This is a genomic window from Komagataeibacter europaeus LMG 18890, from assembly GCF_000285295.1.
Taxonomy (GTDB): Bacteria; Pseudomonadota; Alphaproteobacteria; order Acetobacterales; family Acetobacteraceae; genus Komagataeibacter; species Komagataeibacter europaeus.
Map to the genome: position 1 here is coordinate 7,522 of NZ_CADP01000001.1, position 23,080 is coordinate 30,601.

The following is a 23,080-nucleotide window of genomic DNA, read 5'->3' on the forward strand; positions in this document are numbered from 1 at the left end:
CCGCCTTGACCCTCAGCCCGCCATGGGCGGGCGGGAGATCTTACTTCTTGGCATCTTCCGGTGCCGGGGGCGCCGTCAGCGCGCGCAGCTGCTCATGCAGGCTGGCGACCTTGTCCTGCGTCTCACGGATCTGGTTCAGCTGGTCCGTGGTCAGGATGTCATGGATGCGGATCGCGGTCTGCAGGCGGGCCGCCTCATGCAGCTGGTGGATCTGGGCAATCTGCTGCTGCAGGCCAACGATCTGGGATTCATCAACCTTGCCCGGCGTGGCCAGCAGGTCCTGGATCTGCTGGTGGAGCTTGTGCTCCTTATCCATGTCGGCACGGAAATCGGGATGGCTGTCCTGCAGGATGGCCTTCAGTTTCTTGTGCTGCGCGGAGGTCAGCTGCACATTGCCAAGGAACGGCATGCCGAACCCGCCGGGGCCACCCGGGCCACCGCAACCGCCCGGCGGCGGGGGAGGCGCATGGTGCGCCGCAACGGCCTGACCGGAGAAACCTGCAGCCATACCGCCAACGATCGTGGCGGCCAGAATCATTTTCTTCATCATGGGAACCAAGTCTACTCCTGTTATAACGTATTTGCTACCCTGCATGGCTCAGGCCGGTCATGCAAGGCCTGTAAACGTAACGCTACAACACCCCATGTGTTCAGTGTGTGCAAACCTTGCTACAAAATGTAAGGTATGCAGGCCTAACCGAAACGGCCCGTGATGTAGTCCTGCGTGCGTTTTTCGCGCGGCGCGGTGAACATGCGGTCGGCGCTGTCCACTTCCACCACCTCCCCCATATAGAAAAAAGCCACCTGATCGGCACAGCGCGCGGCCTGCTGCAGGTTGTGGGTCACGATGGCGATGGTGAAATCGGTTTTCAGTTCATCCAGCAGTTCCTCGATCCGGGCGGTGGACACGGGATCAAGCGCGCTGGTCGGTTCATCAAGCAGCACCACTTCGGGCCGGGTGGCGATGGTGCGCGCGATGCACAGGCGCTGCTGCTGCCCGCCCGACAGCGCGGACGCCGAATCGTGCAGCCTGTCGCGCACTTCCGGCCACAGGGCGACGCGCCTGAGCACATCCTCCACCCGGGCATCCATGGCCGCGCGGTCAAGGCGTTCATGCAGGCGCACGCCAAAGGCGATGTTGTCATAGATCGACATGGGGAACGGCGTGGGCTTCTGGAACACCATGCCCACCCGCGCGCGCAGCACGTTCAGGTTCACCTTCGGGCCAAGGATGTTGCAGCCATCGAAAATGACTTCCCCCGTCGCGCGCTGCCCGGGATAGAGGTCATACATGCGATTGAGCACGCGCAGCAGCGTGGACTTGCCACACCCGGACGGGCCGATCATGCCCGTCACCTGTCCCTGCGGGAAATCGATCGAGATATTCTTCAGCGCGTGGTTCGCGCCGTAATAGAAATCAAGGTTACGCACCGAAATCGCGGCTGGCACCGGCTGTTTTTCCGCCACTGTCATATTCATTTCCTGTTACGTCCCAGCCCCAGCCGCACGGTTATGTTGATCATGAGGATACCCGCCGTAATCAGCAGCGCCCCGGTCCATGCCAGCGCGGTCCAGTCCTCGTACGCAGCGCCGGCATACTGGTAGATGGTCACCGGCAGGCTGGCCATGGGGGCCGCGGGGGATACCGACCAGTTCATGTTGCCAAGCGAGGTGAACAGCAGGGGCGCCGTCTCACCCGATACGCGGGCCAGCGCCAGCAGGATGCCCGTCGCCACCCCGTCGCGCGCGGCACGCAGGCAGACAAACAGGATGACCCGCCACCGTGGCGCGCCCAGCGCGATTGCCGCCTCACGCATGGACAGCGGCACGAGGCGCAGCATGTCTTCCGTGGTGCGCACCACGACCGGCACCACCAGCATGGACAGCGCCAACGCGCCCGCCAGACCGGAAAAATGCCCCGTCGGCACCACCACGATCATATAGATGAACAGCCCCACCAGAATGGACGGCGCGGACAGCAAAAGGTCGGATATGAACCGGACCATGTTGATGAACCGGTTGTCGGTGGCCGTGAATTCCGCAAGGTAGATCCCGACCAGCAGCCCCACCGGCGCCCCGATCAGCACGGCCAGACCGGTCTGGATCAGGCTGCCGACAATGGCGTTGGCAAGGCCGCCCCCCTGCCCCGGCGGCAGGGTCACGTGCACGAAGGTGATCCAGCGCAGCCCTCCCACCCCGTTGCGCACCAGCACGAACAGGATGGAAAACAGCATGAGCAGCACAAGGACCGTGGCAGCCCAGCACAGCCCCGTCGCCACCCGGTCGACCATGCGCCTGCGCATGTCGGACAGGCCGTTGCCCTGCCACCGCGCGGATGCGCAGGGCGCGGTGGTGGCCTGCGTCACGTTATCCCGGCCCGCCATTTATCGGCCCGCCGCCCTGGTGCGCAGCAGCAGCCGCGAACAGACCAGTGTTCCAAGTGAAATCAGCATGAGCAGGAAGCCCGCGGCCATGAGGGACGAAAATTTCAGGCTGCCCATCGCGCTTTCGGGAAATTCCAGCGCGATCAGCGATGCGATGGTGTTGCCGGGGGAAAACAGCGACCAGCCGATATGGTTGGCATTACCGATGACGAACGTGATCGCCATCGTCTCCCCCAGCGCGCGGCCCAGCCCCAGCATGATCCCGCCGACCACGGACGTGCGTGAACATGGCAGGATGATGCGGCGCACCACCTCCCACCGTGTCATGCCCAGCCCGTAGGCGCTTTCCTTCAGCACGGCGGGCATGGACAGGAACACGTCACGCATCACGGCGGAGATGAACGGCGTGATCATGACCGCCAGGATCATGCCCCCCGTCAGGAAGCCGGTGCCATAGGGCGCGCCACGGAACAGCGGGCCGATGCCGGGCACGCGCCCCAGCGTATGGCTGGCGAACGGTTCCACATAATGCGCCATGAACGGCACCAGCACCGCGAAGCCCCACATGCCGAAGATGATGGACGGCACCGCCGCCAGAAGCTGGATGAGCGTGCCGATGACGCCCGCAATGCGCGCCGACGCGATTTCGGTCAGCCAGACCGCGATGCCAAAGGCCAGCGGCACCGCCAGCACAATGGCCAGCAGGGCCGTGACCAGCGTGCCGAACACGGGGGCGGCGGCGCCAAAATGCTGCGTTACGGGATTCCAGGCCTTGTCCACGATGAAGGCCGGGCCAAATGTCGCGAACGCGCCCCGCGCGCCCCACGCCATGACGGCCACCATGCCCCCAAGCCCCAGCAGGATCAGGACGGCGGCGCAACGCACGATGGTGGCGAATACGGCATCACCGTTGCCCCTTGCCACCCCCGTCAGGGCCGAAGGGGATGTTGCAGACCGATCCATACAGAAGACCTCCGCGCCGCCACACGCTTCACTGTTCTCAACATTCGCGCCCGCGGACGCACCGGAATGCGGGGACCAATACTGGACGGAACGGCGGTTCTGCAACCGTCATGATCGCCCGTGGCCCAAGTTTGCACCAGATCGTTGTATTTTTGTGCGATTCCGATGGCCCGGACCGGTTATTCACGCACGCCCAGCAGCAGGTCACGCAGCACGCCACGCACGGCCTCGACCGACATGCGTTCCAGCACCAGCGCGTTGGGCTGCACGCCCGGCGGCCCCATGCGGTGCGCGACGGTCATGCCACGGGTAAATTCGCCACGACATTCCACATCGACATGCGCCAGATGGCCGCTGAAAAGACCGGGGCCAAGCAGCGCCAGCAGCGGGGCTGCCGCACGCAGAGAAATATCCACCCCACTGCCACGCGCGCCGCCGTTACGCGCGGCCACCAGTTCGGCATGCACCCTGCCCGCGACGGAAGCCGGGACGCGGCCCATCGGCTCAAGCTGTTCCATCCACACCGCATCCGCCGTCAGGCGCGCGGCGCAGTCCAGCGGCACAAGGGTCACCGGCACGCCCGCCGCCAGCACCACAGCCGCGGCTTCCGGGTCGGCCGCGATATTGCGTTCGGCCACGCTGGTGGCATCGCCATGCACGAAAAACGCGCCGCCATTCACAATCACCCCATGCAGGTGCGAAGCCATGTCGGGCGCCTGCACCAGGGCCAGGGCCAGCGTGGTCAGCGGGCCGGAACAGCATATGCTCACGCTGTCCGCCGGACAGGCCCGCACCGCCCGCACCAGATGCAGCGCACCCAGCCCATCCTGCCCCACGGGCAGGTCATGCCCCACGTCCCCGGCCTGCACCATCGGGCCGGGACAGCCCGCGCACACGGCGACATCATCCAGCCCGTACCGGTGCAGCAGGTCACGCGCATGGGTCAGCGCCACCTCGACTTCGGCGGCCCTGCCGCTGAACAGCACCAGCACCGGGCGCACGTGGTCAGGCACCTGCAGCGCCGCCAGCAGGGTCGCCATTCCCTGCGCGCCGGGTGTCAGGTCAAGAATGATGGGGCGTGTCATTGGGCATCCATCCTGCATTGGGTTGCGCGATTAGCGGTGGTGGTGACGTGTTACAACAGTTCAGTCAACATCAGCATGCCGGGGCAGCCAGTACAGCGCACGCGCCAGCAACCGGTCCACGCCCCACCACAGCAGCACGGTCATGACTGCCAGCACCGCGAGTGCGGCAAACATGAGATCCGTCTGGAATCGGGTATTGGCCGTCTGCATCAGGAACCCGAGGCCGGACGACGCCCCGACCCATTCCCCCACGACGGCCCCGATCGGTGCGATGGCGGTGGCCATGCGCACGCCCGACGCAAAGGACGGCAGGGCCGCGGGCAGGCGCACATGCACCAGCACCCGCCACCGCGTGGCCCCCATGGTGCGGGCAAGGTCCATCCACCCCGGCTCGGTCTGGCGCAGGCCATCGCCAAGCGCCGACGTGACGGGAAAGAAAATGACCAGCACCGCCATGACCACCTTGGACGCCATGCCGAATCCGAACCACAGCACCAGCAGCGGCGCCAGCGCGAAAACCGGCACCGCCTGGCTGAGCAGCACCATGGGCATGACCCACCGCCGCAGCGGCGCGCAGACCGCCATGCCGATGGCCAGCGCGCCGCCCGCCCCGATTCCCAGCACAAGGCCCAGAACCGTCTCCTCCAGCGTGGTCAGGGCGGCGGGGGCCAGTTGCGCGCGCTGCGTCCACAGCGCACGCGCCACCGCATCGGGGCCGGGCAGCATATAGGGCGGCACATGTCCCCAGCGCGCAAGCGCGCCCCACAAGGCCACCAGACCGGCCAGCGTGACAAGCAGGCGCATGCTCCGTGCTGTGGCCTTGCCGGTCATTGCATCATCATCCGCAGCAGCACGGACTGCGCCGCAAGCACGCCCGCGTCATCCACCGCGCGCGGCACGGCCCCCGCCGGGACGGCAATGCCGTCCAGCCGTGCGGGATGCCCGGCCATGAGCAGCATGTGATCCGCCAGACGGCAGGCTTCCAGCGGATCATGGGTAATCAGCACCACGGTCCGGCCCGCCAGCATCCGGCCGGCCAGATCCTGCATGCGTGCCCGTGTCACACTGTCCAGTGCGGAAAAAGGTTCATCCATCAGCACGACCGGACGGTCTTCATACAATACCCGCGCCAGCGCCACACGCTGCCGCATGCCCCCCGACAGCGTGGCCGGAAGGGCCGCCGCGTGCGATGACAGCCCGACACAATCCAGCAGGCGCCCTGCCCTGTCGCGGTCCAGCCGGTCGCCACGCAGGCGCGCGCCCAGCATTACATTGTCCATGGCAGTCGCCCATGGCAGCAGCAGGTCCTGCTGCCCCATCCATGCGACCCGTCCGGCAAGGGGCAGCCCGTCCCCGGCCACGACACGCCCGTAATCAGGGGCGACCAGGCCGCCCAGCATGCGTAGCAGCGATGTCTTGCCAACACCGCTGGCACCCAGCAGCACGGTCATGGTCCCGGCCCCGATACACAGGTCCAGATTACGGAAAAGCGGCGCGGCCCCGAAATCCAGCCCCACCCCTTCCAGATGGATGGCAGGGGGCGCGCGCATCATTTTCCACGCTTGGGATAGGGAATGCCCAGCGCGTCACGCGCCGAAGTGGCCATCTGGTCCACACGTTCGTTATTCACGTCGCCGGAATGGCCACGGACCCATTTCCACTCGATCTCGTGCTTCGCGCTGACATCCAGCAGCCGCCGCCACAGATCCATGTTCGCCACCGGGTCACCGGATGCATTGCGCCATTTGCGCCGCACCCAGCCCGTGCTCCACCGCGTGATGCCATTGCGCACATATTCGCTGTCGGTGTGCAGCACGACACGGCAGGGACGTTTCAGCGCCTCCAGCGCCTCGGCCGCGGCGGTCAGTTCCATGCGGTTGTTTGTGGTTTCCGCCTCGCCGCCCGACAGTTCACGCTCCTGCCCGCGACAGCACAGCAATGCGCTCCAGCCACCGGGGCCGGGATTGGGCTTGCACCCGCCATCGGTCCAGATTTCCACCATGTCGGTGGCGGGTGCCACGTTTTCCACGGGGGCCATGTCCTCGTCCATCACAGGAAACCTTCATCCATGCGGGCCGCGAAGAATTCCATGCGCGCCAGATAGTCCAGCGGGTCCTTGCGCGTCACCAGCGCATCCGGGGGCGTATTGATCCAGTCATACAGGCGGGTCAGCGTGAAACGGATGGCCGCACCCGTGGCAAGGGTGGCCAGGGCCGCGTCCTCCGCATCCTCCAGCGGGCGGACATGGCGGTAGGCTTCCACCATGGCGCGCGCACGGGTGGGCACGAAACGGCCCATGTCATCAAAACACCATGCATTGACGGTAATGGCCAGATCGTAGGCGTACCAGTCGGTGCAAGCGAAATAGAAATCAATGATGCCCGACAGTTTCCCGTCACGGAAAAAGACATTGTCGGGAAACAGGTCGGCATGGATCTGCCCACGCGGCAGGGACGGGTTGCCACCCGTGCCGGGCCATGCGGGCAGCACGCGCGCCAGCGTATCCGCGATCGCGCGTATCAGTCCGGGCCGAACTTCGTCCCCACGCGCCCGGCATGCCCGCAGCAGGTCGGTCCATGCCTGCGGCCCCATGGAATTGGGGCGTTCGGCCACGTACCCCTCGCCCAGCAGGTGCAGCCGCGCCAGCGCCCCGCCCACCTGCGCGCACATGTCCACATCCACTTGCCGCGACCAGCCGCCGGGCAGGAAGGTGGTGATGGCGGCGGGACGGCCGGACAGCGTGCGCAGCGTGCGCCCCTGCCGGTCGGCCACCGGCAGCGGGCACGACAGGCCATGCTGCGCCAGGTACTGCATGAGCCCCAGGAACCATGGCAGTTCATCGGGGTTCACCCGACGCTCATACAGCGTCAGGATGAAGGTGGCCTGTGTGGTCTTCAGCAGGAAGTTGCTGTTTTCCACACCTTCCGCAATGCCGTGGCAGGCGACGGGCCTGCCGATGTCATAGCCTTCCAGAAACGCAGCCAGCGCATCTTCCGGCACTTCGGTATAGACTGCCATGTGGGAATACGGTTCAGCCCAGTGGCGCCGGCAGGCGGAAGGCCACGTTTTCTTCCTTGACGGTAATTTCCTCGATCTCAAGCGTGAAACGCTTGGCAAGGGCCGCCACCATTTCCTGAACCAGCGATTCCGGCGCGGAGGCCCCCGCCGTGATGCCCAGCGTCGCGACGCCATCCAGCGCCGACCAGTCCAGCGCGTTCAGGCGCGGCACCAGCAGTGCGCGCGGCGCGCCCGAACGCTCGGCCACCTCACGCAGGCGCTGCGAGTTGGACGAATTGGGCGAACCGATCACGATCACCAGGTCGCAGCCCGGTGCGATCGCCTTGACCGCTTCCTGCCGGTTGGTGGTGGCGTAGCAGATGTCCTCGCGCCGCGGCCCTTCGATCAGGGGGAAGCGGTCACGCAGGATATCCACGATTTCCGCCGTGTCATCGACCGACAGCGTGGTCTGGGTAATGAAGGCCAGGCGCGAGGGATCGGCCGGCTGGACCGTGCGCGCTTCCTCGGCGTCGTTGATCAGGGTGACCGCGCCCGCGGGCAGCTGGCCCATCGTGCCGACCACTTCGGGGTGGCCCGCATGGCCGATCATCAGGATATGGCGGCTTTCGGGGCCACCATCGGCAAAGTGACGCTCGGCCTCACGGTGGACCTTGGACACCAGCGGGCACGTCGCATCCAGATACAGCAGGTTGCGGCGCATGGCCTCGGCCGGGACGGTCTTGGGCACGCCGTGGGCGGAAAAGACCACCTGCCCGTCGGCGGGAACCTCATCGAGTTCCTCGACAAAGATCGCGCCCTGGGCTTCCAGCGCCTCGACCACGGTGCGGTTATGGACGATCTCGTGCCGGACATAGACCGGCGCGCCATAGCGGCGGATGGCTTCTTCCACCACGCGGATGGCGCGATCGACGCCGGCGCAGAAACCGCGCGGCCCTGCCAGCAGTACTTTCAGGACACGGGGCGGGGCCTCGGTGGGGGCGGTATTATCGGGCGTATGAATCATCTGGTCGGGCATGGTGTTCCCCAAACATCCGGCGGGCGGTATAGGATACGGGCCGCGATCTGCTACAGTTCCGGCGCCGGTCTCCCGTGCGATGGTCCCGGCCCTACGCAAACCGCGGCAATGGCGCAAGCCATTTTCCCGTTGATCCTAACGTACTGTGCCATGTCTGTCCTCCCCCGTCGCCCTGCCGGTATTGCGCTGCACCCCGGCCATCCCCCGCTGGGCGGGCCTCTGTCCACACCTGACCTACCCGGAATACCCGCATGATTCCTGCCCTTGCGCTATCTCGCCTGTCGCGAAACGCCCTGAAAATCTGCATGCTGGGGGCCGTGCCCCTGCTGGCCGCCTGTTCCAGCGAATCCGATTCGATCGATTTCGCCCCGGCCTGTCCCGTGGTGGAAATTCCCGGTGAAGCCGCGGATTACTACCAGTATTGCGGCAACGATCATGACGTGACCCACCTGGTCGCGCGCGCCAGCCTGACCCGCGTGGTCGGATCGTGCGAGGCGGGGCAGAAGCGCACCGTCATGACGAACATGAAAATCGGGCTGCATGTGGAACGCGGCCCGGCATCGAACGTGAATTTCGTCAACATCCCGTATTTCGTCGCCGTGGTGTTCAATGGCGAGATCAAGAGCAAGAAGGAATTCGTCGCCCACGTGTCGTTTGACAACGGGCGCATGCAGGACCTGACCCATACGCGCAACATTCCCATCACGCTGCCGGTGTCGCGCCATATCCACAGCGACCAGTACCATATCGAGATCGGCTTCCAGCTGACCAAGGCGCAGCTTGACTTCAACCGCGCGCATCTTGTCATGCCGACCTTCCACAAGATGTAAGGGGCCGTCTTGGCCAATCCTTCCCAGCCATCCGAACTGACATGGCGCGGCATCGTAATCGGTGCGCTGATCACCGTCGTCTTTACCGCGTCCAATGTCTATCTGGGGCTGCGGGTCGGGCTGACCATCGCCACCTCCATCCCCGCCGCCGTCATTTCCATGGCGGTGCTGCGGCTTCTGGGCGGGGGCACGATCCTTGAAAACAATCTGGTCCAGACGCAGGCTTCCGCCGCGGGCACACTGTCATGCGTGTTCGCCAGCCTGCCTGCCCTGGTCATGGCCGGGGTGTGGCAGCATTTCCCCTTCGCGCTGACGGCGCTGCTGGTGGCGGCGGGCGGCATGACGGGGGTGCTGTTCACCATCCCGCTGCGCCGCGTCATGCTGGCGGACCCGGCCCTGCCCTTTCCCGAAGGGGTGGCAGCAGCCGAGATCCTGCGCGCGGGCGCCGCGCGGGAGGACCGTGGCGCCATCCGCGCCCTGATGCACGGCGGCGTGCTGGCGGCGGTCATGACCTTCGCCACCACCGGGCTGCGCGTGCTGGGGGATGGCATGACGGCGACTGCTGTCTGGGGCGTGTCGGCCTTCCGCCTGTCACTGGGGTTTTCGCCCGCGCTGCTGGGGGCGGGTTACCTGGTTGGACTGGAAGGGGGCATCGCGATGCTGACGGGGGCGGTGATGACATGGGAAATCATCGTGCCCGTCATGGCGCATGTCCAGCCCAACCCGGCAGGCCTGCCCGCAGGTGCGTTTGCCACCAGCCTGTGGAAGGACAAGGCACGGTTCATTGGCGTGGGGCTGATCGGGATCGCCGCGATATGGACGGTGCTGCGCATGGGCCACCCGCTGCTGGCCAGCGTGCGCGCCCTGCTGGAACGCACGCAGGGCGATACACATGCCGCCCGCACCGAAACCGACCTTTCCCCCCGCGCCATGCGCGCCGTCGCCGGTATCGTGCTGATGGTGGTCGGGTGGCTGTTTTTCGTATTCGCACATCCTTACGTGCCTGCTTTGTCCGCACTCGTGGCCACGATCGCGGGGCTTGCGTGCTGCGCGGGTGTCGGGCTGTTCGTGGCGGCGGCGTGTGGGTACATGGCGGGGCTGGTGGGATCTTCGTCATCCCCCATTTCCGGCGTCATCATCCTGGCCGCGATGTGCCTGTCCTGTGTATTTGTCATGCTGCGGCTGCTGGGGCTGTTCGCGGGGGCGGACGGGCAGCATTTCGCCATCGGCTTCTGCCTGTATGTCCTGACCGCCATCACGGCATCGGCCGCGATCGCCAATGACAACCTGCAGGACCTGAAAACCGGCCGGCTGGTAGGCGCCACGCCATGGAGGCAGGAAGCCGTCCTGCTGATTGGCTGCCTGACCGGGGCGGTCATCATTCCGCCAGTGCTGAACGTGCTGTACCAGACCTATGGTTTCGTGGGGGCGATGCCGCGCGCGGGCATGGACGCGACCCATGCGCTGGCCGCCCCGCAGCCCGCGCTGCTGCTGCTGATCACATCGGGCATTTTCCTGCATCAGCTTGACTGGAACATGCTGCTGCTGGGCGTGGGAACCGGATGCCTGCTGATCGGGATCGATGCCGGGCTGCGCCGCACGGGACGGGGCGCGCTGCCGCCGCTTGCGGTGGGGGTTGGCATCTACCTGCCCATGAGCGTTTCCCTCACCCTGGCCATCGGCGCGATCCTGGGCCACGTCATCACCCGCCTGACCGCGGGTGCGGGCAGTCATCAGGGCACCATGATTGCATCGGGCCTGATCGTGGGGGAAAGCCTGACGGGGGTGGTACTGGCCAGCCTGTCCGCGCTGAGCGGGCGCGACAGCCCGCTTTCACTGCTGCCCGCGGGCATGAATGCGCCCCTGGCCGACTGGGCGGGGCTGGGCGCGTTCTGCGCGCTGTGCGCGTGGTTCTGCGCCATGCAACTGCGGCGGAACCGGCGGTAGGCGCGTCAGATAATCGGGCATGGACGCAGGCAAGGTTTCCATGGCACCCTGCCCGGCATGTTGCGCCATTTTGACAGCCTTGATTTCCCACGCCCCACGCGCGACGCGCTCGGGCTGCGTTTTGGTCAGGTCTCGACCCTGCTGGACCAGGGCAACGTACCGGATGCCGCCCGCCTGTTTGATACGATCCGTCGCGATTACGAAAGCTGGTCCGCGCTGGTCGACCTGCGCTTCGCACAGGACACAACCAGCCCCGCCGCCCGCGCCGACCGTGATTATGCCGATGCCCTGACGCCGCATGTCACGGCGCATGAAGTCGCGCTGAAGCGCAGGCTGCTGGAATATCCCGACCCCACGGCGGTGGCGCAGGTGGTCACGCCCCATACGCTGGAACTGTGGCAGACCGACATCACCACCTTCGACCCCCGCATTGCCGATGCGCTGGAGGAAGAAGCCCGGCTGAGTGGCGAATACACCACCCTGCTGGCCAGTGCGCGGGTGGAAATTGACGGCACCCACGTCAACCTGTCCGGCCTTGCCCCCTATGCCGAAAGCACGGACCGCGCCACGCGCCATGCGGCCGAACGGGCCAGATGGGCATTTTTCGAACAGAACGCCACACGGCTCGACACCCTGTTTGACCAGATGGTCCGCCTGCGTCACGGCATGGCAGAAACACTGGGCTATGACAGTTATATTCCGCTGGCGTACCGCCGCATGCGCCGGGTGGATTATGGCCCGGCGGACGTCGCGCGCTTTCGCGACGAGGTGCATGAACATGTCGTGCCACTGGTCCATGACATCCTGCGAAAGCGGTGCGAGACGATGGGATGGGACGTCCTGTATTCATGGGATGAACCGCTGATCGACCCGAAGGGCAATCCGCGCCCGGCGGGGGACCATGATGTGCTGCTGGCACGCGCGCAGACCATGTTTGACCGCATGGGCGGTGATCTGGGCGGATTTTTCGGGCGGATGCGCGATGGGGGCTATCTGGACCTGGTCAACCGGCCCGGCAAGGCGGGGGGCGGGTTCTGCACGTCCTTCCCCACGGTGGGCATGCCGTTCATCTTTGCCAATTTCAACGGCACGCAGCACGACATCAACGTTTTCACCCATGAAATGGGCCATGCCTACCAGAACTGGAAAAGTCGCGGCCTGCCTGCCGTTGACCTGCTGTGGCCGACCATGGACGGGGCCGAAATCAATTCCATGGCGCTGGAATTCCTGACATGGCCGCATATCGACCTGATGGTGGAGGCAGGACAGGGCGATCGCTTCCGGCAGATGCACCTGATCTCCTCCCTCTCGTTCCTGCCCTATGGGGTCTGCGTCGATCACTTCCAGACCGAGATCTATGCCAACCCGCACATGACGCCGGCGGAACGCCATGCCACGTGTAAGCGACTGGAACAGCGCTACCTGCCGTGGCGCAACTATGGCGGCCTGTCGCATCCGGCCATGGGGGGACGGTGGCAGGCGCAGGGGCATATCTACCGCTCGCCCTTCTATTATATTGATTACGCGCTGGCGCTGTGCTGCGCGATGCAGTTCTGGATCCGCAGCCGTACGGACATGGATGGCGCATTGCAGGCCTATGTCGCGCTGTGCGCACAGGGTGGGGCGCAACCCTTTACCCGGCTGGTCCGTTCTGCAGGTCTGAAGTCGCCCTTCCAGCCGGGCACGCTGGCCGATGTGGTCCGCACGGCGCGCGATATCCTGAACGCCTGATCGCCCATGCGGGCGTCACATGCCCTTCATCACCAAGGGGAAGTCATGTCTTCCACCCCGCCCCCCACCATTACCCGGACCGTGTGCAAGACGCTGGCGGTGCTTGTGCTGACGGGCGTGTTCATGCTCAGCCTGCGCTTCAGCGCCGTCGTGGCGGGTATGGTGGACCGCATTGCCGGAACCGGCATGTGGCTGGCGCTGTACCGTCTGGCCGGGGCGAATGACGCGACCGAGCAGGAACGGCTGATCGTCATGGCTGTCGCCCTTGTATGCTGCTTGCTGGCGATCGCGGTGGTGGAAGTGGCGGACAGGCTGATCAGCCGTCGCCACACCGCCTCATGACGGATCGCGCCGCCAGAAAAAGGTCAGTTCATGCTTGTTGTGCCACAGGTGCAGCACCCGGCCGCCGGGAATGGCGGCAAAGGCATCCGCCGTGTCATGGTCGGTTTCACCCTGGAACTTGATGGTCATGACAATGCGGGCGGCGCGGCCTGAATCAATCCACCGCCGCGCCAGCGCCAGCAGGCGCGCGGGATAGGCGATGATATCGGAAAACAGCCAGTCCACGGGATCGCAACTGGCCGGATCCAGCCCGAACGCACTTTCGTACCGGCACGTCACATTAGGCAGGCCCGCCACGTTTTCTGCCAGGGGCGAGCGGTCGATGGCGGTGACATGCGCCCCGCAACTGGCCGCAACCCATGTCCAGCCACCGGGACAGGCCCCAAGGTCAATGCAGGTTTCCCCCGCCACCGGCCACTGCCCCAGGCGCAGCAGGGCTTCCCACAGCTTAAGATAGGCGCGCGAGGGCGGATCGGTACGGTTTTCGACAAACGGAACCTCGCCATTCATGAAAGGTGAGGACTTGGTCCGCGACAGCAGCAGCCGGTCAGCCGAAAGCAGCGTCCATGCCCCCAGATGCGCATCCGGCCCGACGGCGGGAAAGGCAAAGGGTCTTGGCCGCAACGGCGGCAGCGCATCGGTGACCAGCGCGCTGCGCCGGTGCAGCGTTGGCGCATATCCCGCCCAGTTACGCTGGATCGCCCGCATGATCCGCGCCGCCCCCTTTATGGACGGGACCGGGTGTTCTTCCGGTGCATCCCATATGTCCAGCGCCCACAGGCAGGCCACCGGCGGCATGGCGGACAACGCCAGACGCCCATGCCAGCACAGGTCGCCAGCCCCCCGCCGGGCCAGTTCCTGTTCCATGACGGCTTCAAACCCCGGGGGCGCCAGATACGCGCTGCGTACTGTCCAGGGCGGTTGTGTACTGTCCGTTGCATTCATGAACGCATGACCCCGACGGCCAGAAGCAGCCACGCCAGCATGAGCATGCTGCCCCCCGTGGGCGCGACCGGGCCGGGATGAATGCCCCAGAACGCGGTCAGCGCCACGCCCACGCTGAACAGAATGGTGCCCACTGCCATAAGGCAGCCGGACATGGAAACCAGCACCCTGCACCCCTGCTGGATCATCAGGACCGAAATGCCGATAATGGCCAGCGCGTGCCACATCTGCATCTGTATGGCCTGACGGGCCATGTCCCGCCCGCCTTCGGCAAAGAAACGGTCGGGCAGATGAGCGGTCAGTGCGCCCCCCATGACACCGGAAAACGCGGCCAGTGCCGCAAAACACAAGAGGAACCTGACAACAGTAGGCATTCGGGGTATCCGCAAAACAGGGTGACGACCCGCATCGGGCACGGGCGGGCACACCCTACTCCGCACATAGGTCAATCGTATAGGTCACGCTGGCGGGAAGCTGTCGTGCCAGATGGCGGTATCATGAAATTCCATTCATACACGGGACCGGTGCCCACCGGCACAGTCAGGTCCCCGCATTGCGACGAAACTGAATTCGTTACTGCAGGAAACGAAAATGTTCCATGCAAGACGACATATCCATGAAATTTCTGGAAATTTTACAAAAATACCAATTATATTTGGTTATTATTTCATAAATTCATTTAATTTATACTATTTTTTATTATTATACATATATTATTATTTTTAATGATTAATTATATATAGATATATTTTAATTTTACCGATATTTACACGGATACGCAGCAGTTTTTATTATCAACACCCTGCCCGGAACTGGTTGCACAAGACCTGTCCTATCCCGCATGGCCGCTTTGTATGGTCCGCCAAAACTGATAAAATGGCATGACATTCAGTAAAACCGCCTGGGTTTCACACGTTAGGAAGATGACAATATGAAACATTACGCAGTCTGGTTCCTTTTTGCGTCTGTCAGCCTTCTTCCTGCCGTCGCCATGGCCCGTCCCGCACCTGCGCCCGCCCCCACGGCGGCAACTGCGGCGGCACCGACACTGCCGCCGCTGACGGAATCAGATTCCACCTTTGCCGAAAACGTTTCCGCGCTGAACACATTTGAAATGACCATTTCAAAAATGGCCACGACACAGGCCAAGCGCCCGAAAGTGCAGGAATTCGCTGAAAAATCGCTGAAAATGCACACAGCGAACCAGAAGACCCTGTCTGCCATGACGCTGAAGCACGGCCTGGAACTGCACAAGGACATGAGTTCGGACGAAGCCGAGGTCGCAGATGACCTGAAGACCCAGAACGGAACCAAATTCGACCGCACCTACCTTGACCTGCAGGCCCAGGCGGCAAGCGATGCGCTGGCCATGTTCCAGAACGAAGCGGAATCAGCCAGCGACCCGGACCTGAAGGCCTATGCATCCGCCACGGCGGACACACTTCAGGCGCACCTGAACGAAGCCATGAAGCTTGGGGCCAGCAAGCCCACCCGATAAGCGTTGCGACCGGATTTACATACAGGATCATTCATGACCATTCGCATCGACCGTATCGTGACGCGCGGCGGGGACAGGGGACAGACATCGCTGGGCAACGGGGAACGGGTTCCCAAGGATTCGGCCCGGATCGAGGCCCTTGGCGCGCTGGATGAAGCCAATGCCATCATCGGCCTGCTGCGCGGCACCCTTCCCACCGGCCGCAACGCCACGTTCATTGCATGGATACAGGGACTGCTGTTCGATATCGGCGGCGCGGTCTGCATGCCTGCCAGTCCGCCCCGCCCGCTTCCCCATGCGGCAGAAGCCCTTCAGGCCATGGAACAGGAAGTCGAACGCCTGCGCGCGGATATTCCGCCGCTACGCAGCTTCATCCTGCCCGGTGGCACGCCTGCCGCGGCCCACGCCCATCTGGCGCGCACCGTCGTGCGCCGGGCGGAACGAAGACTGGCCACGCTGGCGCGGCAGGACGATATCGGCACCGATATTCCCGCCTGCATGAACCGCCTGTCGGATTACCTCTTCGTGCTGGGGCGCCACCTTAATGACAACGGGGCGGCCGACCTGACATGGGCGCCCGCTTCCCCCCGCCCGACCTGAACTGAACGGGCGGGCGGGCGGATCCCCGCATCACGCAGGCAGGCCGGACAGATGCGCACTGGCCTGTTCCGCCAGGATATCCTGCGCTGCATTGACATCCAGCGCCATGACGACTTCGTCATCCATGTCCGGCTCTTCCAATGTCGCGAACTGGCTGTCCAGCATGGCGACCGGCATGAAGTGGCCGGTCCGCTCCTTCAGGCGCGGCGCGATGTCTTCCCTGCTTCCCTTGAGATAGACAAAACAGACATCCTGACTGCCGCCGCCAATATGTTCGCGGTATTTCCGCTTCAGCGCGGAACAGGTCACGATCCCGCACTGGCCCGCATCCCCCCACTGCCGGACCTGCTGCGCGATACGGTCCAGCCACGGGGCGCGGTCTTCATCCGTCAGGGGGATGCCGTTGCTCATCTTGGCGATGTTATGCGCGGTATGCAGGTCATCACCCTCAATCACGGGCCACCCCAGGCGGTCGGCCATAAGCTGGGCCAAGGTGCTCTTGCCGCATCCCGAAACTCCCATGACAATCAGCACGCATGGTCGCTTACCCTGGCGCAGCCTGCGTGAAAGAGAAACCGAAACCGCCTGCTGGTTGATGTTACACATTCCGCATCCTGTCGGATATTATCACGAAAACCCATATTACATCTTATCTGGACCAACCTGCCCCCTGAACGCAAGCGTCCTGCGGCGTACGATCACGCACCGCCAGAATATAAGATGCTATTTTTATACACCAATTAGATGGCGCATAAAAATATATGCAAAATTATATTTATATTTTTCTATTTATTATATTATGAAAATATTATTTTACTTATAAAATAACCTTAAATAATAAATAATATGTTATCAGCCCATATTATTCCTTATCCCCTTGCGCAAGTTGGCGGAAAAGAATTATATACTCAGTAAATCACCTAAAGACAGGCGCCATTGGTACACTGGCTGTAGGAATAGATTCCTAAATATAATTTCAGCCACACCGTTCATGGTGCATTGATTATCGAGAGTTCCGCTGTGTCATCATATAATGATTTTCTTTCCTTCCCGAAAGAAGAAGACCAGAACGCCCATCGGGAAGAAGTGAATGAATCCGCATTCCGACAGGCGCTTGAACGACTGGGCAAGGGCAAGCCCGCGCCGCGTGGCGCTGGCGGCACAAAGGCACCGGCACCCAAGGCCCGCCCGGCCCGTCAGGCCGATCCCACGCAGCGTCGGCGCAAATTCGTGCAGGATGGCGATGTCCGGGTCGAACATCACTCCCTGGCTACCGGGCGTGCCACGCCACGCGCCATTCATGCGCAACAGGAAGACCGTGGTGAAATCGAACAGTTGCGCCACAAGGTGCAGTTCGAGCAGAAACTGCGCGAACAGGCTGAACTGCGCCTGTCGGAAGCACATGCACAGATCCGTTCCCTGACCACGCGCATTGGCCATGCCGATGTCATCGCGGCGGAACACAAGGGAAAACTGGCAGCGCAGGATACGGAATTACTGGCCGTGCGTGCGGATCTGTACAATGCCCGTGAAGAAAACGACCAGTTGCGTGAAGAACTGGCACGCCTGAAATCAAGACAGCGTGCCGCAGATCCCCGCCCCGCACCGACACAGGCCACCACCCCGCAGGACGGGACGCCGGCGGACGAACCCGAACCCGTCAAGTGGTGGCTGCGCTAGGCGCTGGCGGCGCACCTGCATGACTCCGGAAGCCCCGCGACATAATCCGGCGGCCCGACAACGTCAGGTTGGACTTGTCATTGTCGCGACCTGTACTTCAGCCAGCCTGGCGATCATGGTCCTGCTGCCACTGGTCAGCGGGCTGGTAAACCTGCTGCGCGATATACTGGGCGTGCTGATCCTGCCCTTTTCGTTCATGTTCGGGCTGGGCGGCGCAGATGGCCAGTCGCCTGCCCTGTTACGCCTACTGTCGGACATGGGCGTGCAGACACAGGCCCACCCGTTGCGGCTGGGCGGGGCAGCCATACTGGAACTGCTCGCCGTGTTCCTGTTTGTCATTGCCGAACGGCTGGGCGGTCGCACGGGCTACATGGCGACCTGCGCCGCATCCGCCGGGGCGATTGGCCTGTCGGGACTGCCACTGGCCATGCCGCTGCTGCCCGCCATCGTGACGGAGGGGGTCTTCCTGCTCTGCCCCCCCTCCCCCGATCCGGACTGATCGCGCTTTATCGATGGGCGTCAGTTCAGCCCATCGACAAAGCGTGCGATCCGTGTGCAGCTTTCCTTCAGGATATCGTCACTGGTGGCATAGGACAGCCGCAGGTAAGGTCCCTGCCCGAAGGCCGAGCCATGCACGACCGCCACATGCTGTTCCGCCAGCAGGGCAATGGCGAAATCCTGATCCGTTTCCAGCCGGTGGCCACCAGCCGAAACACGCCCCATGCATCCCGCAATACCCGGATAGGCATAGAACGCCCCATGCGGCATGGCGCAGGTCAGCCCCGGTATGGCTCGCAATGTGGACACCACCATTTCACGCCTGCGGGCATAGACCGCGCACATCTGGGCGATAATGTCCGCCGGACCATCCAGCGCCGCCGCCGCCGCCGCCTGGCTTATGGAACAGATACCTGACGTGGCGCTGCCCTGTATGGCCGTCATGGCGCGGATCAGGGACGTGGGGCCACCCACATATCCCACCCGCCAGCCCGTCATGGCATAGGCCTTGGACACACCATTCAGCGTCAGGATGCGCCCCTTGAGATCGGGCGCCACGGCGGCAAGGGAATGATGCCGCAATCCGTCATACAGCAGGTGTTCGTAAATCTCGTCCGACAGGATATGGACGTGCGGATGGCGGCGCAGCACCTCGGCCACGGCCTCCAGGTCAGCCTGCCCCATCGTCCCGCCGGTCGGGTTGTTGGGAAAGTTGAGGACAAGCCATTTGGTGCGCGGCGTAACGGCCGCCTCCAGCGCCTGTGCCGTCAGGCGGAAGCCATCGGCTTCGTGACAGTCGGCATAGACCGGGGTGCCACCGAACATCTGCACGATCAGCGGATAGCTGACCCAGTACGGACGGGGAATAACGACCTCATCCCCCGGCTGCACCGTGGCCATGAACGCGTTGAAAATGACCTGCTTGCCGCCATTGGACACCATGATTTCGGCTGGCGCGTACTCCAGTCCGTTCTCACGCGCGAACTTGCGCGCGATGGCCGCCTTCAGCGCGGGCGTGCCATCAACGGGCGGATATTTTGTCTGTCCGTCCAGTGCCGCGCGGTGCGCTGCCTCGATCACGGCGGCGGGGGTGGCGAAATCAGGTTCCCCCAGGGCGAGGGAGAGTACCTTCTCCCCCTTCGCACGCAGGTTGCGCGCGCGCTGGGCCATGGCAATGGTGGCTGGTACCGTCAGGCGGTCCATCCGCTGCGCAAACAGCGGGTGGGTCCGGTCAGCATCCCTGTCCATATCCCTTACCGCAGCCCGGCGCAGAAACGCTGGATGCGCAGGCAGGCTTCCTTCAGGCTTTCGGTATCGGTGGCATAGGAAATGCGGAAATGGCCGGCGAACATGAACGCGCTGCCATGCACGGCGGCCACGCCTTCTTCATCCAGCAATGCGGTGACGAAGGCCTCATCCGTGTCGATCAGCGTGCCACCCGCGCTGGTTCTGCCAAGACAGCCGACGAGTGACGGAAAGACATAGAACGCCCCTTCCGGCACCGGGCAGTGCAGGCCCGCGGCCTCGTTCAGCATGCCCACCACAAGGTCACGCCGCGCCTGATAGGTGCTGACCATGGTGCCGATGAAGTCCTGCGGGCCGGTCAGGGCTTCCACCGCCGCCGCCTGGCTGATCGAACACGGGCCGGATGTGGACTGGCTCTGCAGTTTGTTCATCGCGCGCGTCATCTGCACGGGGGCCGCGGAATAGCCGATGCGCCAGCCGGTCATGGCATAAGCCTTCGACACGCCGTTCATGGTCACCGTACGGTCGCGCAGGCGGGGTTCCACCTCCACCACCGTCGGCGCACGGAAGCCGTCATAGACCAGCTTGTTATAGATATCATCCGTCAGGATCCACACATCGGGGTGACGCAGCAGCACGTCACACAGGCCCCGCATTTCCTCGGCGGAATAGGCGGCGCCCGTCGGGTTGTTGGGGGAATTGAGCAGCAGCCAGCGCGTGCGCGGGGTGATCGCGGCCTCCAGATCGGCAGGCTGCAGCTTGAAGCCGTTTTCCGCGCTGCACGGCACGATGACCGGCGTGCCTTCGGCCAGCGAGACGATATCGGGATACGACACCCAGCATGGCGCGGGGATGATGGCCTCATCCCCCGGATTGATGGTCGCGACCATGGCGTTATAGATGATCTGCTTGCCACCGTTGGAAACGATCACCTCGTCCCAGGTATAGTCCAGGCCGCTATCGGCGCGGAAGCGTTCGGCAATCGCGCGGCGCAGGGCCGGGGTGCCGGCGACATCGGTATATTTTGTCTCACCCGCCGCGATGGCCTGCATGGCCGCCTTCTTGATCGTGTCCGGGGTGTCGAAATCCGGCTCACCGGCGGAAAGGCTGATAATGTCCTTTCCCGCCGCCTTGAGCGCACGCGCCTTGGTTGAGATGGCGATCGTCTGGCTGGGGCTGATCCGGTCCAGCCGGGCGGCGGTAAGATCCATGATATCAAGATCCATCAACAGTGAAAGACAGACCGGCACGCGGCCGGGCAACGGGCGCGTAGCCTAGTGCGAAGACGCGGCGGTGGAAACAGCAGATATGTGATCGGGCATGCCTGCGGCAGCGCATACCTGTCGCGGCGTCATGCCCGCCGCGCGCATGGCGCGGATGGAGACCGCGCCATCACGCTTGGCCAGCCTCCGGCCCGTGTCGTCGCATAACAGGGGATGGTGGCTGTAACACGGCGCGGGCCAGCCCATGACATGCTGCAGCAGGCGATGCAGCGCGGTGGCGGCCATAAGGTCCTCGCCCCTTGTCACAAGGTTTACGCCCTGCAGCGCGTCATCATGCGTGACGCACAGGTGATAGGACGCGGGCACATCCTTGCGCGCCAGCACTACATCGCCAAACAGCTGCGGCTGACATGGACGCGGGCCGTGGCCAAGTTCATGCCATGTCAGGTCCCGCGCACCGGGCAGGCGCAGCGTGGCCGCCATGTCCAGCCGCAGCGCATGGGGCACGCCCGCCGCCAGCATGTCCGCCCGCAGCGCGGGATTCATGTGCCTGCACGTACCGGGATAGACCAGCGTGCCGTCGGGGGCATGATGGGGGGCGCTTGCGGCTTCGGCAATGTCGCGCCGGGTGCAGAAACATGGATACAGCAGGCCACGCGCCTGCAGGCTGTCCAGCACGCGGCGGTAGTCGGCCATGTGCTGCGATTGCCTGCGCACCGGCTGCGGCCATGACAGGCCAAGCCAGGCCAGGTCCGTGTAAAGGTCGGCAATGAATTCGGGGCGGCAGCGGACCGTGTCGATGTCTTCCACGCGCAGCAGGAAGACCCCACCCGACTCCACAGCCATCCGCCAGCCCCGCAGGGCTGATGCGACATGGCCAAGGTGCAGGTGCCCGGTGGGGCTTGGGGCAAAACGGGTCGTGAACGCCATTATTGAATTAAAACAGCAGGATACCTGAAAACACCGTCATTTTCTTGCTTTCCTCCGTGCATGAAGGGCATCTGGACACCCCGTGGGCATGACTTGCCACGCCATGCGGGGTCTGCAATAGATTCCTGCAGTTATCTGACGACGACGCACAACGCAGGCGTTCGCTTCGCTACAGGATACGCCCAAGCATTGTGCGCGGCATTCGGAAAGGAATGCGTCCGTGCCCTGTGACAGTCAATACCTGCCCGCCCTGGTCCTGAACGCCGATTTCAGGCCCCTTTCCTACTTTCCGCTTTCCCTGTGGTCATGGCAGGACGCCATCCGCGCCGTCTGGCTGGACCGCGTATCGGTGCTGAGCGAATATGACACCGTCGTGCGTTCCCCCACCCACAGCCTGCGCCTGCCCAGCGTCATCGCGCTGAAGGACTATATCCCGTCCGCCCGCAAGCCCGCCTTCACCCGCTTCAACGTCTTCCTGCGGGACAATTTTTCCTGCCAGTACTGCAACACCCGCTTCCCGACACAGGAACTGACATTCGACCACGTCATTCCGCGCAGCAAGGGCGGCCGCACAAGCTGGGAAAACGTGGTGACGGCATGCAGCCCATGCAACCTGATCAAGGGATCGTACATGCCCCACCAGATCCGCATGTATCCCGACCGCACGCCCACACGCCCCACCAGCCGCAGGCTACAGGAAAACGGCCGGGCCTTTCCGCCCAACTACCTGCATGAAAGCTGGCGCGATTACCTGTACTGGGACACCGAACTGGAAAACTGAACGGATCGGGGCACAGGCCCCGACACGTTATTTTGTATAGCTGTAACCGTATTCGTCCGCCATCTTCTGCAGGTCGGGCGCGCCACGCAGCTTCAGCGGCAACGGCTCGGCATGCTTGTGGTTCTTGCTGAAGACGAAGTTGTGGTCGCTCATCCGCTGGCAAGTGTTCGCAGCGATGGGAAAGCTGAGCTGCATGGTGGTGCCCATCTGTTCGCGCAGGCACTTCACGTCACTTTCGAAGGGCTTGCGCCCGATTTCAGCGGTACAGCCGCATACCATAACCAGCCCACATGCCAGCAGCCCGAGGCGGGCGGACATTCTTTCCACGATTTTCAGCTTCATTTCGACCCCGTCGCTTAAGCGGT

General features: G+C 63.8%; 26 protein-coding genes. 9 read left to right on the forward strand and 17 right to left on the reverse strand.

Translation table 11 applies throughout. The features are described from left to right. Positions 1-40: 40 nt before the first annotated feature. The 10 genes from GEU01_RS00050 to ispH form a co-directional block, all read right to left on the reverse strand. Positions 41-550, reverse strand: a complete 510-nt coding sequence (locus GEU01_RS00050; protein WP_010506471.1) for a Spy/CpxP family protein refolding chaperone — start codon at positions 548-550, stop codon at positions 41-43. Positions 551-693: 143 nt separating this feature from the next. After that, positions 694-1,479, reverse strand: coding sequence for a phosphate ABC transporter ATP-binding protein PstB (gene pstB, locus GEU01_RS00055; RefSeq protein ID WP_019084455.1), 786 nt, complete (start codon positions 1,477-1,479; stop codon positions 694-696). Continuing rightward, the gene (gene pstA, locus GEU01_RS00060) at positions 1,476-2,384 is read right to left on the reverse strand and encodes a phosphate ABC transporter permease PstA (RefSeq protein WP_010506475.1); all 909 of its coding nucleotides are present in this window, start codon (positions 2,382-2,384) and stop codon (positions 1,476-1,478) included. Before pstA ends, pstB begins: the two co-directional genes overlap by 4 nt. Continuing rightward, positions 2,385-3,347, reverse strand: a complete 963-nt coding sequence (pstC, locus tag GEU01_RS00065) for a phosphate ABC transporter permease subunit PstC (RefSeq protein ID WP_026018367.1) — start codon at positions 3,345-3,347, stop codon at positions 2,385-2,387. It abuts the gene before it with no gap. Positions 3,348-3,526: 179 nt separating this feature from the next. Beyond that, positions 3,527-4,432, reverse strand: coding sequence for a nucleoside hydrolase (locus GEU01_RS00070; protein WP_019084457.1), 906 nt, complete (start codon positions 4,430-4,432; stop codon positions 3,527-3,529). A 60-nt stretch (positions 4,433-4,492) separates the two neighbouring features. Next, the gene (locus tag GEU01_RS00075) at positions 4,493-5,263 is read right to left on the reverse strand and encodes an ABC transporter permease (RefSeq protein WP_019084458.1); all 771 of its coding nucleotides are present in this window, start codon (positions 5,261-5,263) and stop codon (positions 4,493-4,495) included. After that, positions 5,260-5,985: an ABC transporter ATP-binding protein gene (locus GEU01_RS00080; protein ID WP_019084459.1), complete on the reverse strand. Its 726-nt coding sequence runs from the start codon at positions 5,983-5,985 to the stop codon at positions 5,260-5,262. The genes GEU01_RS00075 and GEU01_RS00080 overlap by 4 nt, the downstream gene beginning before the upstream one ends. Then, entirely contained in the window at positions 5,982-6,482 is a 501-nt protein-coding gene (rnhA, locus tag GEU01_RS00085) for a ribonuclease HI (RefSeq protein WP_019084460.1), read from the reverse strand. Before rnhA ends, GEU01_RS00080 begins: the two co-directional genes overlap by 4 nt. Beyond that, positions 6,482-7,450 carry a homoserine kinase gene (locus tag GEU01_RS00090; protein WP_019084461.1) on the reverse strand — a complete coding sequence of 323 codons (969 nt, stop codon included), beginning with the start codon at positions 7,448-7,450 and terminating at the stop codon, positions 6,482-6,484. Before GEU01_RS00090 ends, rnhA begins: the two co-directional genes overlap by 1 nt. A 13-nt stretch (positions 7,451-7,463) precedes the next feature. Next, the gene (gene ispH / locus GEU01_RS00095; RefSeq protein WP_085949323.1) at positions 7,464-8,453 is read right to left on the reverse strand and encodes a 4-hydroxy-3-methylbut-2-enyl diphosphate reductase; all 990 of its coding nucleotides are present in this window, start codon (positions 8,451-8,453) and stop codon (positions 7,464-7,466) included. A gap of 263 nt (positions 8,454-8,716) precedes the next feature. On the opposite strand from ispH, the gene GEU01_RS00100 reads away from it, so the two are divergent. Genes GEU01_RS00100 through GEU01_RS00115 form a run of 4 tightly spaced genes read left to right on the forward strand, consistent with a single transcriptional unit; the run spans position 8,717 to position 13,315 of the window. Next, entirely contained in the window at positions 8,717-9,295 is a 579-nt protein-coding gene (locus tag GEU01_RS00100; protein ID WP_019084462.1) for a hypothetical protein, read from the forward strand. A gap of 9 nt (positions 9,296-9,304) precedes the next feature. After that, on the forward strand, positions 9,305-11,242 hold the full coding sequence (locus GEU01_RS00105; protein WP_019084463.1) for an OPT family oligopeptide transporter: 1,938 nt from the start codon (positions 9,305-9,307) through the stop codon (positions 11,240-11,242). Positions 11,243-11,299: 57 nt separating this feature from the next. Then, the gene (locus GEU01_RS00110; protein WP_019084464.1) at positions 11,300-12,973 is read left to right on the forward strand and encodes a M3 family oligoendopeptidase; all 1,674 of its coding nucleotides are present in this window, start codon (positions 11,300-11,302) and stop codon (positions 12,971-12,973) included. Between the two features lie 45 nt (positions 12,974-13,018). Continuing rightward, the gene (locus GEU01_RS00115; RefSeq protein WP_019084465.1) at positions 13,019-13,315 is read left to right on the forward strand and encodes a hypothetical protein; all 297 of its coding nucleotides are present in this window, start codon (positions 13,019-13,021) and stop codon (positions 13,313-13,315) included. Here the strand turns inward: GEU01_RS00115 and GEU01_RS00120 are convergent. Continuing rightward, positions 13,310-14,260, reverse strand: a complete 951-nt coding sequence (locus GEU01_RS00120) for an SAM-dependent methyltransferase (RefSeq protein WP_019084466.1) — start codon at positions 14,258-14,260, stop codon at positions 13,310-13,312. The two genes, GEU01_RS00115 and GEU01_RS00120, sit on opposite strands and share 6 nt — an antisense overlap. Further along, positions 14,257-14,634, reverse strand: coding sequence for a DUF423 domain-containing protein (locus GEU01_RS00125; RefSeq protein ID WP_039794055.1), 378 nt, complete (start codon positions 14,632-14,634; stop codon positions 14,257-14,259). Before GEU01_RS00125 ends, GEU01_RS00120 begins: the two co-directional genes overlap by 4 nt. Before the next feature lie 557 nt (positions 14,635-15,191). Here GEU01_RS00125 and GEU01_RS00130 point away from each other — a divergent pair. Together GEU01_RS00130 and GEU01_RS00135 are read left to right on the forward strand one after the other, a co-directional pair. Next, positions 15,192-15,758, forward strand: coding sequence for a DUF4142 domain-containing protein (locus GEU01_RS00130; protein ID WP_019084467.1), 567 nt, complete (start codon positions 15,192-15,194; stop codon positions 15,756-15,758). A gap of 33 nt (positions 15,759-15,791) precedes the next feature. Then, positions 15,792-16,358, forward strand: a complete 567-nt coding sequence (locus GEU01_RS00135) for a cob(I)yrinic acid a,c-diamide adenosyltransferase (protein WP_019084468.1) — start codon at positions 15,792-15,794, stop codon at positions 16,356-16,358. A 30-nt stretch (positions 16,359-16,388) separates the two neighbouring features. Here GEU01_RS00135 and GEU01_RS00140 read toward each other — a convergent pair whose 3' ends face one another. Beyond that, a complete protein-coding gene (locus tag GEU01_RS00140; RefSeq protein ID WP_019084469.1) occupies positions 16,389-16,964 on the reverse strand; it encodes a gluconokinase in 576 nt (191 codons plus the stop codon). Between the two features lie 414 nt (positions 16,965-17,378). Between GEU01_RS00140 and GEU01_RS00145 the strand changes: the two genes are divergently transcribed. Beyond that, positions 17,379-18,038, forward strand: a complete 660-nt coding sequence (locus GEU01_RS00145; RefSeq protein ID WP_019084470.1) for a hypothetical protein — start codon at positions 17,379-17,381, stop codon at positions 18,036-18,038. 19 nt (positions 18,039-18,057) lie between these two features. Further along, positions 18,058-18,537: a hypothetical protein gene (locus GEU01_RS00150; protein WP_026018369.1), complete on the forward strand. Its 480-nt coding sequence runs from the start codon at positions 18,058-18,060 to the stop codon at positions 18,535-18,537. Positions 18,538-18,557: 20 nt separating this feature from the next. On the opposite strand, the gene GEU01_RS00155 is transcribed toward GEU01_RS00150, so the two are convergent. The 3 genes from GEU01_RS00155 to gluQRS all read right to left on the reverse strand — a co-directional run bounded on the left by GEU01_RS00155 (position 18,558) and on the right by gluQRS (position 21,934). Beyond that, positions 18,558-19,784: a pyridoxal phosphate-dependent aminotransferase gene (locus GEU01_RS00155; RefSeq protein WP_019084472.1), complete on the reverse strand. Its 1,227-nt coding sequence runs from the start codon at positions 19,782-19,784 to the stop codon at positions 18,558-18,560. 5 nt (positions 19,785-19,789) lie between these two features. Then, positions 19,790-20,992, reverse strand: a complete 1,203-nt coding sequence (locus GEU01_RS00160; RefSeq protein WP_010506509.1) for a pyridoxal phosphate-dependent aminotransferase — start codon at positions 20,990-20,992, stop codon at positions 19,790-19,792. A gap of 63 nt (positions 20,993-21,055) precedes the next feature. Further along, the gene (gluQRS, locus tag GEU01_RS00165; protein WP_019084474.1) at positions 21,056-21,934 is read right to left on the reverse strand and encodes a tRNA glutamyl-Q(34) synthetase GluQRS; all 879 of its coding nucleotides are present in this window, start codon (positions 21,932-21,934) and stop codon (positions 21,056-21,058) included. 220 nt (positions 21,935-22,154) lie between these two features. Here gluQRS and GEU01_RS00170 point away from each other — a divergent pair, with 220 nt between their 5' ends. Further along, positions 22,155-22,715 (forward strand): HNH endonuclease, encoded by a 561-nt coding sequence (locus GEU01_RS00170; protein WP_010506513.1) that lies wholly within the window; start codon positions 22,155-22,157, stop codon positions 22,713-22,715. Between the two features lie 27 nt (positions 22,716-22,742). Here GEU01_RS00170 and GEU01_RS00175 read toward each other — a convergent pair whose 3' ends face one another. Further along, positions 22,743-23,057, reverse strand: a complete 315-nt coding sequence (locus tag GEU01_RS00175) for a hypothetical protein (protein ID WP_025438979.1) — start codon at positions 23,055-23,057, stop codon at positions 22,743-22,745. Between the last annotated feature and the right edge of the window lie 23 nt (positions 23,058-23,080).

What these genes read in the sequence shown, in the direction of transcription:
- GEU01_RS00050 (WP_010506471.1), bottom strand. Translation starts at nt 550, where the DNA reads ATGATGAAGAAAATGATTCTGGCCGCCACGATCGTTGGCGGTATGGCT.
- pstB (WP_019084455.1), bottom strand. Translation starts at nt 1,479, where the DNA reads ATGAATATGACAGTGGCGGAAAAACAGCCGGTGCCAGCCGCGATTTCG.
- pstA (WP_010506475.1), bottom strand. Translation starts at nt 2,384, where the DNA reads ATGGCGGGCCGGGATAACGTGACGCAGGCCACCACCGCGCCCTGCGCA.
- pstC (WP_026018367.1), bottom strand. Translation starts at nt 3,347, where the DNA reads ATGGATCGGTCTGCAACATCCCCTTCGGCCCTGACGGGGGTGGCAAGG.
- GEU01_RS00070 (WP_019084457.1), bottom strand. Translation starts at nt 4,432, where the DNA reads ATGACACGCCCCATCATTCTTGACCTGACACCCGGCGCGCAGGGAATG.
- GEU01_RS00075 (WP_019084458.1), bottom strand. Translation starts at nt 5,263, where the DNA reads ATGACCGGCAAGGCCACAGCACGGAGCATGCGCCTGCTTGTCACGCTG.
- GEU01_RS00080 (WP_019084459.1), bottom strand. Translation starts at nt 5,985, where the DNA reads ATGATGCGCGCGCCCCCTGCCATCCATCTGGAAGGGGTGGGGCTGGAT.
- rnhA (WP_019084460.1), bottom strand. Translation starts at nt 6,482, where the DNA reads ATGGACGAGGACATGGCCCCCGTGGAAAACGTGGCACCCGCCACCGAC.
- GEU01_RS00090 (WP_019084461.1), bottom strand. Translation starts at nt 7,450, where the DNA reads ATGGCAGTCTATACCGAAGTGCCGGAAGATGCGCTGGCTGCGTTTCTG.
- ispH (WP_085949323.1), bottom strand. Translation starts at nt 8,453, where the DNA reads ATGATTCATACGCCCGATAATACCGCCCCCACCGAGGCCCCGCCCCGT.
- GEU01_RS00100 (WP_019084462.1), top strand. Translation starts at nt 8,717, where the DNA reads ATGATTCCTGCCCTTGCGCTATCTCGCCTGTCGCGAAACGCCCTGAAA.
- GEU01_RS00110 (WP_019084464.1), top strand. Translation starts at nt 11,300, where the DNA reads ATGTTGCGCCATTTTGACAGCCTTGATTTCCCACGCCCCACGCGCGAC.
- GEU01_RS00115 (WP_019084465.1), top strand. Translation starts at nt 13,019, where the DNA reads ATGTCTTCCACCCCGCCCCCCACCATTACCCGGACCGTGTGCAAGACG.
- GEU01_RS00120 (WP_019084466.1), bottom strand. Translation starts at nt 14,260, where the DNA reads ATGAATGCAACGGACAGTACACAACCGCCCTGGACAGTACGCAGCGCG.
- GEU01_RS00125 (WP_039794055.1), bottom strand. Translation starts at nt 14,634, where the DNA reads ATGCCTACTGTTGTCAGGTTCCTCTTGTGTTTTGCGGCACTGGCCGCG.
- GEU01_RS00130 (WP_019084467.1), top strand. Translation starts at nt 15,192, where the DNA reads ATGAAACATTACGCAGTCTGGTTCCTTTTTGCGTCTGTCAGCCTTCTT.
- GEU01_RS00135 (WP_019084468.1), top strand. Translation starts at nt 15,792, where the DNA reads ATGACCATTCGCATCGACCGTATCGTGACGCGCGGCGGGGACAGGGGA.
- GEU01_RS00140 (WP_019084469.1), bottom strand. Translation starts at nt 16,964, where the DNA reads ATGTGTAACATCAACCAGCAGGCGGTTTCGGTTTCTCTTTCACGCAGG.
- GEU01_RS00150 (WP_026018369.1), top strand. Translation starts at nt 18,058, where the DNA reads ATGACTCCGGAAGCCCCGCGACATAATCCGGCGGCCCGACAACGTCAG.
- GEU01_RS00155 (WP_019084472.1), bottom strand. Translation starts at nt 19,784, where the DNA reads ATGGACAGGGATGCTGACCGGACCCACCCGCTGTTTGCGCAGCGGATG.
- GEU01_RS00160 (WP_010506509.1), bottom strand. Translation starts at nt 20,992, where the DNA reads ATGGATCTTACCGCCGCCCGGCTGGACCGGATCAGCCCCAGCCAGACG.
- gluQRS (WP_019084474.1), bottom strand. Translation starts at nt 21,934, where the DNA reads ATGGCGTTCACGACCCGTTTTGCCCCAAGCCCCACCGGGCACCTGCAC.
- GEU01_RS00175 (WP_025438979.1), bottom strand. Translation starts at nt 23,057, where the DNA reads ATGAAGCTGAAAATCGTGGAAAGAATGTCCGCCCGCCTCGGGCTGCTG.